The sequence below is a fragment of the Streptomyces marokkonensis genome, assembly GCF_039539045.1.
Lineage (GTDB): Bacteria > Actinomycetota > Actinomycetes > Streptomycetales > Streptomycetaceae > Streptomyces > Streptomyces marokkonensis.
This window is the reverse complement of record NZ_BAABCQ010000210.1, coordinates 1-11,845: the sequence shown is the minus strand read 5'-3', so window position 1 is coordinate 11,845 and position 11,845 is coordinate 1. Positions and strand designations below refer to the sequence as shown.

General features: G+C 71.3%; 5 protein-coding genes. 4 read left to right on the top strand and 1 reads right to left on the bottom strand.

Annotated features, from left to right (window positions below; genetic code table 11):
- Window positions 1–166 precede the first annotated feature (166 nt).
- The 4 genes from ABEA26_RS32365 (at window position 167) to ABEA26_RS32350 (ending at window position 9,237) form a co-directional block, all read left to right on the top strand.
- A complete protein-coding gene (locus tag ABEA26_RS32365; protein ID WP_345597174.1) occupies window positions 167–2,767 on the top strand; it encodes an NACHT domain-containing protein in 2,601 nt (866 codons plus the stop codon).
- 9 nt (window positions 2,768–2,776) lie between these two features.
- Window positions 2,777–5,350, top strand: a complete 2,574-nt coding sequence (locus tag ABEA26_RS32360; RefSeq protein ID WP_345597172.1) for an NACHT domain-containing protein — start codon at window positions 2,777–2,779, stop codon at window positions 5,348–5,350.
- 133 nt (window positions 5,351–5,483) lie between these two features.
- Entirely contained in the window at window positions 5,484–6,152 is a 669-nt protein-coding gene (locus ABEA26_RS32355; RefSeq protein WP_345597170.1) for an HAD family acid phosphatase, read from the top strand.
- A 43-nt stretch (window positions 6,153–6,195) separates the two neighbouring features.
- Entirely contained in the window at window positions 6,196–9,237 is a 3,042-nt protein-coding gene (locus ABEA26_RS32350; RefSeq protein WP_345597168.1) for an NACHT domain-containing protein, read from the top strand.
- Between the two features lie 73 nt (window positions 9,238–9,310).
- Here the strand turns inward: ABEA26_RS32350 and ABEA26_RS32345 are convergent, their stop codons facing one another.
- The gene (locus ABEA26_RS32345; protein ID WP_345597167.1) at window positions 9,311–11,836 is read right to left on the bottom strand and encodes an ATP-dependent Clp protease ATP-binding subunit; all 2,526 of its coding nucleotides are present in this window, start codon (window positions 11,834–11,836) and stop codon (window positions 9,311–9,313) included.
- Window positions 11,837–11,845: the final 9 nt, after the last annotated feature.

Genomic DNA, 11,845 nt, shown 5'->3' with positions numbered 1-11,845 from the left:
GTTTTCGTAGTTCTTGTCGCTTCCACTATTCCTCGTAGTACAGGGCAAATGGCCTGTGCGGCACGTCACCGGCGGCCATGATCGAACGGCCCCTGATTGTGACGGGGGCTACTCCTGTCGCGGTTAACCCACCACTCCCACAAGGGCGTTCACCTAGGCTCGGAGCATGGTCGACGTCACAGCACTCGGGGCCCGTGTCGCGTCCAGCGCGGTCGCACCGCTCGTCCGCAGGCTCTTCGTCCGGGACGGGCCGGGGGCCGCTCTCGTGGACCGCCCGGTGCGGATATCTGCGCTGGTGTCCTTCCGCGGCGAGAAGCGGAGCGTCACGCCCAAGGACGTCGACAAGGTCGCCGGAGAGCTGGTCGGCAGGGCGATGAAGGCGGCGGGCCCGGGAGAGGAGCCCGTCGACCCCGCCGAGGCGACGGCCGTCAAGGACGCCCTGGCCCGCACCCTCGCCCGGCTCGGCGAGATCACCGTCGAGGACTACGAGGCCGTCGGGCTCGGGCCGGAGCGCTTCGCCCGCGAGCTGCGCGCGAACGTGCCGCTGTCCCCGTACGGTCTCGGCGCGGACGGCCTGCTGCTGTACGAGCGGCTGCTGCACACCGCCTCCCTGCACATCCTGAACTTCCTCACCCAGCGCTCCACCTACGTCGCCCGCCAGCAGACCGTCCAGACCCAGCAGCTGGCCCGGCTCGTCCAGGCCGTCGACGTACTACTGGAACGGCTGCCGTCCCGGTCGGCCGAGGACGCCGGGTTCGAGGAGCGTTACGCGGACCACATCGCGGCCCGGTACGGCACGCTCACCATCTACGGGCTGGACGCCGGGACCCGCGAGTGGCCGCTGGACACGGCCTATCTGAGCCTGGAGGCGGCCCGGCCCCGGGCCGGACGGGAGGTCGGCCGGGAGGGCGGCCGTCAAGAGGCGGAGCACCTGACCGTGGCCGCCGAACAGGTGCTCGCCGGCCAGGACCAGGTGTTCCTGCGCGGCGTCGCCGGTTCCGGCAAGACCACCCTCGTCCAGTGGCTGGCGGTCACCACGGCCGGCCGTGCCTACGACCACGGGCTGACCCACCTCATCGGCCGGGTTCCGTTCGTGCTGCCGATGCGCCGGATCGTCCGGCCCGGGGCCGAGCTGCCCTTTCCCGGCGACTTCCTGCGGGCGGTCGGCTGCCCGGTCGCCGGGGAGCAGCCGCCCGGGTGGGTGGAGCGGGTCCTGCGGGCCCGGCGCGGGGTGCTGCTGGTCGACGGCATCGACGAGATCGCCGGCGACCGCCGCGCCGCCGCCCGGCGCTGGCTGCGCGAGCTGGTGCGGGCCTTCCCCGGCAACCTGTGGCTGGTCACCTCGCGCCCGTCGGCCGTCCCGGAGGACTGGCTGGCCGCCGAAGGCTTCGGCGAGCGCGTCCTCGCCCGGATGTCCCAGGACGACGTCGCCACCTTCGTACGCCGCTGGCACCGCGCGGCCGGAGCGCCGGAGCCGGTCGGCGAGGCACTGCTGCGGTCCGTACGGACCACGTCGGAGCTGAACCGGCTGGCCACCAATCCGCTGATGTGCGGCATGCTCTGCGCCCTGCACCGCGACCGGCGCGGCTTCCTGCCGCAGGACCGCAGGTCCCTGTACGAGGCCGCCCTGACCATGCTCCTGGAGCGCCGGGACCGCGAGCGGGAGCTGCACGACCCCGCCGGGGCGCGGCTGCCGTACGCGGTCCAGGTGCAGCTGCTGCAGAAGCTGGCCTGGTGGCTGATCCGCAACGGCCGCCAGGAGATGGACCGGGCCGAGGCCCTCCAGATCATCGGCCGCGCCCTGCCCGCGCTGAGCCTGGCGGGCAGCGGCGACGAGGAGGTCTACCGCGCCCTGCTGCTGCGCTCGGGACTGCTGCGCGAGCCCGCCGAAGGACGGGTGGACTTCCTCCACCGCACCTTCCAGGACTATCTCGGCGCCCGGCTGGCCGTGCAGGAGATGGACTTCGACCTGCTGGTCGACCACGCGGAGAGGGACGACTGGGAGGACGTGATCCTGCTCGCCCTCGCGCACGCCCGGCCCAGGGAGGCGGAGTACATACTGCGCCGGCTGGCGGACTCGGGCCACGCGCGCGGCACCCTGCTGGCGGCCGCCGGTCTCCGCTACGTGGCGGAGGTCGAACCCGAGGTGCGCGAGCGGGTGGAGGACGGTCTGCGGACGCACGTACCGCCGGTGGACTTCGAGGCGGCGCGGGAGGTGGCGCGCGCCGGGGGCGACCTGGTGCTGGGGCTGCTGCCGGGGCCGGAGGAGATCGATCACCACACGGCGACCCGGGTGGTGTACACGGCCGTCGGCGTGGGCAGCGAGGCGGCGCTGCGGTTCCTGTGCCGTTTCCGCGAGCATCCCGGCTCCGGGGTGCAGCAGCACCTCGCCGCCGCCTGGCACCTGTTCGACCGGGACCAGTACGCCCGCGAGATCCTCGCCCACCTTCCCCGGCAGTGGGTCGTCGACGTGTCCACGGCCGACGACCTGCGCACGCTCCGCTCACTCGGTGGCTGGGAACAGGTCTACGTCCACGGCGCGTACCGGGTCGGTGACCTGACCGGACTGATCGTCGCCGAGCGTCTCGTCCATCTGACACTGGAGGCGGCGCATCCGGTGGAGGGGCTGGCCTGGCTCTCGGCCTTCCCCGGTCTGCGCTCCGTCACCGTGCTGACCGACACGGACACGGCCGTGGCCCGGCAGGTGCCGGACGGCGTGAAGGTCCAGATCGTCCCAGCCGGCCCGTCCTCCCGACCACAGGGGTAACCCACATCCATGGATGCCGTCGTCCGCACCCCCTCCCACTTCGCCGCCCCTCTCGTCCGCAGACTCTTCCGCGATCCCGTCCGGCCGCCCGTGTTCTCCGAGCCGGTTCCCGGCCTCGTCACTTGGCGCGGCCCGGACGCCCCGGCCATCCCGGACGACGTCCACCGCACCGCCGCCGACCTCGTCCATCTCGCCGCCGAGCGGCACACCGCGCCCACCGCCGAACTGGCCCCGGTCGTCGACGTCCTGGCCCGCACCCTGCTCGCTATCGCCGAGGTCGACGTCACCGACGCCGACGCCGTGCGGCTCGGGCCGCAGGACTACGCGCGGCGCCTGCGGGGCGCGGTGCAGGGCGCGGACCGGGAACTCTCGCCGGACGCCGCCTGGTTCCACGACGCGCTGCTGGTCTCGGTGTGCCTGCACGTCCTGCACCATCTGGTGCGACGCTCGCCCTATCTCCAACGCCACCTGGCCGGGCGGGCCGGCCGGATCGCCCAGCTGGTCGACCTGGGCGACGCCGAGGCGGCGACCCGGCAGCCCCAACGATCGGAGGGGGACGCGGCGTTCGAGGCCGAGTACGCCCAGTGGGTGGCCCGGCGGCACGGTTGGCTGACCATCGTCGGGGTGGACTTCCCCAACGCGCCCGACCGTTGGCCGCTGGAGGAGACCTACCTGAGCCTGGAGGCGGAGGAGCGCAGCGGCGGCGTGGCCGGCGCGGAGGACGAGCAGCGCACCGTCCTGCTCGCGGACCGCGCCCTGGAGGACCACGAACGGGTGCTGCTGCGCGGCGGCGCGGGCTCCGGCAAGACGACCCTGGTCCAGTGGCTGGCCGTGGCCGCCGCCCGCCAGGGCTCCCGGGTCCCCTTCATCCTTCCCGTACGCCGCTTCGCCCGGGAGGGCTTCCCCGCCCCGGACGACTTCCTGCACGCGGTCCGGCACCCGCTCGCCGACCGGGCTCCGGAGGGCTGGGTCGTACGCACCCTGCTCTCCGGCCGTGCCCTGCTGCTGGTCGACGGCATCGACGAGGCGCCGGAGAAGACCCGCGGCGAACTGCGCGACCGGCTCCGCCGGCTGCTGCGCGTCTTCTCCGGCAACGGCTGCCTGGTCACCTCCCGTCCCTCCGCCGTGTCGGACGGCTGGCTCTCGGGGGGTGGACTGGCCGAGGAGGACTTCGCCGAGCTGTCCCTCGCGCCCATGTCGCGGGACCAGGTGACACGGTTCATCCGGGACTGGCACTCGGCGGCCCGGCTGGACGAGCAGAGCCGCTCGACCGGGCCGCGGGAGCGGGGCGCGCTGGACGAGTACGAGCAGCGGCTGCTGCACTCCGTACGGATCTACCGCGAGCTGCGTCAGCTTGCCACCAACCCGCTGATGTGCGGCCTGATATGCGCGCTGAACCGGGACCGCGCCGGCTCCCTGCCCAGCGGCCGCAAGGAGCTCTACGACGCCGCCCTGGAGATGCTGCTGCAGCGCCGCGACCCCGAGCGGGACGTGCTGTACGCCGACGACGTGCGGCTCCAGCAGAGCACCCGGGAGCGGCTGCTGCAGAAGCTGGCCCACGCCATGTTGGAGGAGGACGCCTCCGAGCTGACGAGCGAACGGGCGGTCGGCATCCTGGACGCCGCGCTCCCGGCCATGCCCGCCGCCCGCGCGCAGGGGGACGGCGCGAAGATCTTCCGCCATCTGCTGCACCGCACCGGCCTGCTGCGCGAACGGTCCGGGGAGTCGGTCGATTTCGTCCACCGCACCTTCCAGGACTACCTGGCCGCCAAGGAGATCGTGGCGCGCGGCCGGTTCCCCACGCTGGTGGACCACGCCCACCAGTCCGAGTGGGAGGAGGTCATCCGCATGGCCGCCGCCCACGCCCGCCCCGAGGAGTGTGCCGAGTTCCTGGAGCGGCTGCTCGCGGCGGCGCCCGGACTGCGCCGCCCGCAGATCAACCACCGCCGGTTGATGGCCGCGGCCTGCCTGGACCACGTCACCGAACTCGACCCGGCCGTCCAGCGGCTCGTCCACGAGCGCACGAAGAACCTGGTGCGCCCGACGACCGAGCCGGCCGCCCGGGGGCTGGGCTGGGTCGGTCCCATCGTCCTGGAGCTGCTGCCGGACCCCGGTCAGGTCCCCGACGACCGGCAGGCTCTGCTGCTCGCCATCACCGCGACCCGAGTCCAGGACGACGCCGCCATCGACTACCTGGCCCGTCTGCGGTCCCGCTCCGCCCTGCCGGTGCGCACCGAACTCGCCCGTGGTTGGCGCCACTTCGACACCGAGCGATACGCCGAGGAGATCATCGCCCATCTCGACCCGGACGGCCTCTATTTCCCCGTCGCCGACACCGCCGAGCTGGCGGCGCTGCACGAGCTGGGCGGGCGCACGCGCATCCAGGTGGCCGGCGTGATGCGCGCCGACGAACTGCTGGCGGGCCTGGCCCCCGGTCAGCTGACCCACCTCTGGCTCAACGCGGAGCTTCCCGACACGGACCTCTCGTGGCTGTCCGTCTTCCCCCGGCTGCGGGTACTGCGGGTCAACCCGCGCCTGCCCCGCGTGCGGAACGTGCCGGACGGGGTGGACATCACGGCGTGACCGCGGGCCGGGGCGGCCGACTACTACTCGGTAACCCAATCGTTGCCACCCGGCCACTTGTTGGGGCAAGCATGCTCGCGACAACTTTGTCACCGTCAGGCATCCCCGCAGGCATGAGAGGACCCCACCCCCCATGACCGACCAGAACGGGCAGATCAGACAGGCCGGACCGACCCGGCGCCGTACGTGGGCACGTGTCGCCGGAACGGCCACCGTCACCGCGGCGGCGCTCACGGCCACGCTCACCCCGGCCGTCGCCGCCCCTGCCGAGACGCAGCGCACGGTGGTGACGGCCGTCACCGCCGCCGACGTCGACTACGACACCTGGCAGAGGGACTGCCGGGCCGTGATGGACAAGGCCCTGCCCTACCTGAAGGAGCGGATCGCCGACTCCGCCCCCGGCGAGAAGCAGGCGATCGTCCTCGACATCGACAACACCTCGCTGGAGACCGACTTCGGCTTCAGCTACCCGCAGCCCGCCAACCGGCCCGTCCTCGAGGCCGCCCAGTACGCCCAGGAGCACGGCGTCGCCCTGTTCTTCGTGACCGCCCGCCCGGGCATCATCGAGGCCCCCACCGAGTGGAACCTCTCCCACGCCGGCTACGAGTCCTCCGGCCTGTACGTCCGCGGCTTCCTCGACCTGTTCCGGGACGTCGCCGAGTACAAGACCGAGCAGCGCGCCGAGATCGAGTCGCAGGGCTACACGATCATCGCGAACATCGGCAACAGCCCCACCGACGTGTCGGGCGGCCACGCCGAGAAGACCTTCAAGCTGCCGGACTACGCAGGCCAGTTGTCCTGACGCTCGATAGGCTTCCCCCGAAGACCGACCCCGGGGGTGGCGCATGGAACCGGCGGTACTCGGCGGGAAGCTGGCGTCCGGCCTGGTCGCACCGCTGGTGAAGAAGCTCTTCGTGACGGGCGGGCCCGGTGCCGGACTGGTCGACAGACCGGTCCGGCTGACCCACCTCGTCGCGTTCCGGGGCGAGCAGCGCACCCTCGGCGAGAAGGAGGTGCGCAGGCTTGCGGAGCGGCTCGTCGGGGCCTCACTGGACTCCCCGGGCGAGCCGCCCTTCCCGCTCGACGAGGAAACCGCCGTCACCGACGCCCTGACCGCCCGGCTGCTCGCCCTGGGCGACCTGGACATGGACGACGTACAGGCGGTGCGGCTGGGGCACCGGGAGCTGGCCAAGCAGTTGCAGTACCGGGGGGACGGCGCCTTCGGCGTCCTGTCCGCCGACGCCTGCTACTTCCTCGACTCCGCGACGGAATGGGCCTGCCTGCACATCCTGGAGTTCTTCACCCGGCGCTCCACCTTCGTCGCCCGCACGCTCGTGGCCCAGACGCGCGGACAGGCCGAGCTGATCGCCAAGGTCGACGAGCTGATCACCCGCACACCGCGTCCGGACGCCCGGGACACGGCGTTCGAGCGCCGGTACCTGCCGTACGTCGCCGAGCAGTACAACCGCATCACCATCTACGGCATCGACCTGCGCGACTCCCCCGACCGGTGGCCGCTGGAGGTCGCCTACCTGAGCCTGGAGGCGACCGGCGACGAGGAGCGCGCCGCCCTGCCGGGGGAACACCCCGAACCGGAACGCACCGTCCGCCTCTCCGCCGAGGACGCCCTGCGCACCCGCGACCGGGTACTCCTGCGCGGCGACGCGGGCTCCGGCAAGACGACCCTGGTCCAGTGGCTGGCGGTGACCGCCGCGCGCGACGGGGACCGGGTCCCGTACGTACTGCCGCTGCGCACACTGACCCGTTCGGGCGCGCTGCCCTCCCCCACGGCCTTCCTCACCGCCGTGGGCTGCCCGCTCACCCCTCCGGAGGGCTGGGCGGAACGGGTGCTGAGCGCCGGCCGGGGCCTGGTCCTCGTCGACGGCCTGGACGAGATCCCCGCCGCCGGCCGGCACCGCACCCGCGACTGGCTGCTCGCCCTGATCCGCGCCTTCCCCGGCAACCGCTGGCTGCTCACCTCCCGCCCCACCGCCGTACGCCACGACTGGCTGGCCACCGAGGGCTTCCGGGAACTCGCCCTCACGCCGATGCGACAGGACGACGTGACGACCTTCGTGCGGCGCTGGCACGCGGCCGCCCAGGCGTCCGAGTACGAGACCCGGCTACTGGACTCCCTGCGCACCAAACGCGACTTGGCCCGCCTCGCCACCAACCCCCTGATGTGCGGCCTGATCTGCGCCCTGCACCGGGAACGGCGGGGCTACCTCCCCACGGGACGCAAGGAGTTGTACGACGCCGCCCTCACCATGCTGCTCGCCCGCCGGGACCGGGAACGGGGCATGGAGGCGGTGGAGCTGGGCGAGGAGGCACAGCTGGAGCTGCTCCAGCGACTGGCGTACGCGCTGGTGCTGAGCGGGCGTACGGAGATGGACGTGGCCACGGCCGAAGGCATCGTGGAGCGCGCGCTGCCGTCGGTCGCCTCCGCGGCGGGGCAGGGAGACGCGGCGACGGTCCTGCGGGCACTGGTACTGCGCAGCGGGCTGCTCCAGCGGCCCGGCGAGGGGATCTTGAGCTTCGTCCACCGCACCTTCCAGGACTATCTGGGGGCGCGGTACGCGGTCGAGGAGGGGCACCTCGACGTCATCGCGGCCCGTGCGGACGACACCCAGTGGGAAGACGTGATCCGCATGGCGGTGGCCCATGCCCGGCCCGGGGAGCGTGCCGTGCTCCTGCGGCGGCTGCTGGCGCAGGACGAGCCGCGGCTGACCTTGCTGGCCCTGGCCTGCCTGGAGCACGCGACGGCCATGGACCCGGCGGTACGGGCGGAGGTGGAGGCACGAGCGGGGGCGCTGATCCCGCCGGGGTCGAAGGAGGATGCGAAGGCCCTGGCGGAGGCAGGGCCGTTGGTCCTGGAGCTGCTGCCGGGTCCGGAGGGGCTGACGGAGGCGGAGGCGCACGGCGTGACGGTGACGGCTTCGCTCCTCGCCGATCGCGAGGACACCGCGGCCCTGGCCGTGCTGCGCCGGTTCCGTGGACACGCGTCGCTGGACGTACGGCGACAGTTGGCCGGCACGTGGGAACGGTTCGATACCCAGGAGTACGCGACCGAGGTACTGGATCACCTGGACCGTACGGATTTGTACTTGGCCTGTACCACTGACGCCGAGCGAACCGCACTCGGCGGTATGCGCCCGTGGCAACGACTTGTGTTCCGGGGACAACACGAGTTGTCCGGCATCGCCGCCGCTGTGGTCGATCCGAGCTCGGTCGAGGACCTGGTACTCATCGACAACCCCGAACTGACCGACATGCGTGAGGTGGCCGTCTTCGATTCCCTACGGCGACTTGAGCTGAGCAGGTGCCGGTCGGTGCGGGAATTCGGATGGCTCAGGTCCTTGCCGCTCGACTTCCTCCTGATCGCCGATGCCTCGGAGATCAGCGGCCTTCGCGACACGACCTCGATTCGTCTGCTGTCTCTGTTCGCACAGCAGCTCCCGGGCACAGAGCTGACGGACTCCCTGCCCGTCGCGTCGCCCCTGGACTTTCTCTTCCTGGGCGAGGACACGACCACCAGCACCGGCCTGCGGGGCTTGTCCCACTGGCGCACCCTGGAAGTACTCAGCCTCGCCGTCACCACACCGCTGACCGACGAGGACTGGGCAGAAGTGGCTCGGCTGCCGCACCTGACCGGCCTGTACCTGAACGGCCGGCTCTTCCCGGACGGGCTCGGACCGGTTCCTCTCCTCCCTGACATCACCGAACTGCGTCTCGTCGCCTTCCGGGGGGACGAGGATGCCTCCGTGCTGTCCGCTCGCCTCCCCGGAGTGCGAAAGGTCGCCGTCTGGGCCGCCACGGGGGAACGGCTCGACGCCACCCCATTCGAAGCGCTCTTCCCCAACGCCGAAGTGATCCTGGAAGAACGCTGACGCGGCGAGACAAAGGGGCTGCCCCGGGACCGAAGTCCCGGGGCAGCCCCTTTCTCGACGCACCCCCGGAGGGCTACGCCTCCTTGCTCAGGTTCGGGCCGGCGCCGCCGGCCGCCTGCTCGATCGGCGGGACGTCGGGGAGCGCCGACTTCTCCTCACCCCGGAAGGTGAAGGTCTTGGCGTCGCCCTCGCCCTCGGTGTCCACGACCACGATGTGACCGGGACGCAGCTCGCCGAAGAGGATCTTCTCCGACAGCGTGTCCTCGACCTCGCGCTGGATCGTGCGGCGCAGCGGACGCGCGCCCAGCACCGGGTCGTAGCCCTTCTTGGACAGCAGCTCCTTGGCGGACGGGGAGAGCTCGATGCCCATGTCCCGGTCCTTGAGGCGCTCGTCGACCTTGTCGATCATCAGGTCGACGATCCGCAGGATGTCGTCCTGGCTGAGCTGCGGGAAGACGACCACGTCGTCGACGCGGTTGAGGAACTCGGGCCGGAAGTGCTGCTTGAGCTCGTCCTGGACCTTGTTCTTCATGCGCTCGTAGTTGGTCTTCTTGTCACCCGTGGCCGCGAAGCCGAGGTTGAAGCCCTTGGAGATGTCCCGGGTGCCGAGGTTGGTCGTCATGATGATGACCGTGTTCTTGAAGTCCACGACCCGGCCCTGGGAGTCGGTCAGGCGACCGTCCTCCAGGATCTGCAGCAGCGAGTTGAAGATGTCCGGGTGGGCCTTCTCGACCTCGTCGAAGAGGACGACCGAGAACGGCTTGCGGCGCACCTTCTCCGTCAGCTGCCCGCCCTCCTCGTAGCCCACGTAACCGGGGGGCGAACCGAAGAGGCGGGAGACCGTGTGCTTCTCGCTGAACTCCGACATGTCGAGGGAGATCAGCGCGTCCTCGTCACCGAAGAGGAACTCCGCGAGCGCCTTGGACAGCTCGGTCTTACCGACACCGGACGGACCGGCGAAGATGAACGAGCCACCGGGACGCTTCGGGTCCTTCAGGCCGGCACGGGTACGGCGGATCGCCTTGGACAGCGCCTTGACGGCGTCGATCTGCCCGATGACCCGCTTGTGGAGCTCGTCCTCCATGCGCAGCAGGCGGGACGACTCCTCCTCCGTGAGCTTGAAGACCGGGATGCCGGTCGCCGTGGCGAGGACCTCGGCGATCAGGTCGCCGTCGACCTCGGCGACGACGTCCATGTCGCCGGCCTTCCACTCCTTCTCCCGCTTGGCCTTGGCGGCCAGGAGCTGCTTCTCCTTGTCGCGCAGCGAGGCGGCCTTCTCGAAGTCCTGCGAGTCGATCGCGGACTCCTTGTCGCGGCGGACGCCGGCGATCTTCTCGTCGAACTCGCGCAGGTCCGGCGGCGCGGTCATCCGGCGGATGCGCATCCGGGAACCGGCCTCGTCGATCAGGTCGATCGCCTTGTCCGGCAGGAAGCGGTCCGAGATGTAGCGGTCGGCGAGCGTCGCCGCCTGGACCAGGGCCTCGTCCGTGATGGAGACACGGTGGTGGGCCTCGTACCGGTCACGGAGACCCTTGAGGATCTCGATCGTGTGCGGCAGTGACGGCTCCGCGACCTGGATCGGCTGGAAGCGGCGCTCGAGGGCCGCGTCCTTCTCCAGGTGCTTGCGGTACTCGTCCAGCGTGGTCGCACCGATGGTCTGCAGCTCACCGCGGGCCAGCATCGGCTTGAGGATGCTGGCGGCGTCGATGGCGCCCTCGGCGGCACCCGCACCGACCAGCGTGTGCAGCTCGTCGATGAACAGGATGATGTCGCCGCGGGTGCGGATCTCCTTGAGCACCTTCTTCAGGCGCTCCTCGAAGTCACCGCGGTAGCGGGAGCCGGCGACCAGCGCGCCGAGGTCCAGGGTGTAGAGGTGCTTGTCCTTGAGGGTCTCGGGCACCTCGCCCTTGACGATGGCCTGCGCGAGGCCCTCGACGACGGCGGTCTTGCCGACGCCGGGCTCACCGATGAGGACCGGGTTGTTCTTGGTACGGCGGGACAGCACCTGCATGACCCGCTCGATCTCCTTCTCGCGCCCGATGACCGGGTCGAGCTTGGACTCACGAGCGGCCTGGGTGAGGTTCCGGCCGAACTGGTCGAGGACCAGGGACGTGGAGGGCGTGCCCTCCGCAGGACCGCCGGCGGTGGCGGTCTCCTTGCCCTGGTAACCGGAGAGCAGCTGGATGACCTGCTGCCGCACCCGGTTCAGATCTGCGCCCAGCTTGACCAGGACCTGGGCGGCGACGCCCTCGCCCTCACGGATCAGGCCGAGCAGGATGTGCTCCGTGCCGATGTAGTTGTGACCCAGCTGGAGGGCCTCGCGGAGTGAAAGCTCCAGGACCTTCTTGGCACGGGGAGTGAAGGGGATGTGACCCGACGGAGCCTGCTGGCCCTGCCCGATGATCTCCTCCACCTGCTGGCGGACCGCCTCGAGCGAAATCCCGAGGCTCTCAAGGGCCTTGGCGGCGACACCCTCACCCTCGTGGATCAGGCCCAGGAGGATGTGCTCGGTGCCGATGTAGTTGTGGTTGAGCATCCGGGCTTCTTCCTGAGCCAGGACGACAACCCGCCGCGCGCGGTCGGTGAACCTCTCGAACATCGTTAATCG

What these genes read in the sequence shown, in the direction of transcription:
- ABEA26_RS32365 (WP_345597174.1), top strand. Translation starts at nt 167, where the DNA reads ATGGTCGACGTCACAGCACTCGGGGCCCGTGTCGCGTCCAGCGCGGTC.
- ABEA26_RS32360 (WP_345597172.1), top strand. Translation starts at nt 2,777, where the DNA reads ATGGATGCCGTCGTCCGCACCCCCTCCCACTTCGCCGCCCCTCTCGTC.
- ABEA26_RS32355 (WP_345597170.1), top strand. Translation starts at nt 5,484, where the DNA reads ATGACCGACCAGAACGGGCAGATCAGACAGGCCGGACCGACCCGGCGC.
- ABEA26_RS32350 (WP_345597168.1), top strand. Translation starts at nt 6,196, where the DNA reads ATGGAACCGGCGGTACTCGGCGGGAAGCTGGCGTCCGGCCTGGTCGCA.
- ABEA26_RS32345 (WP_345597167.1), bottom strand. Translation starts at nt 11,836, where the DNA reads ATGTTCGAGAGGTTCACCGACCGCGCGCGGCGGGTTGTCGTCCTGGCT.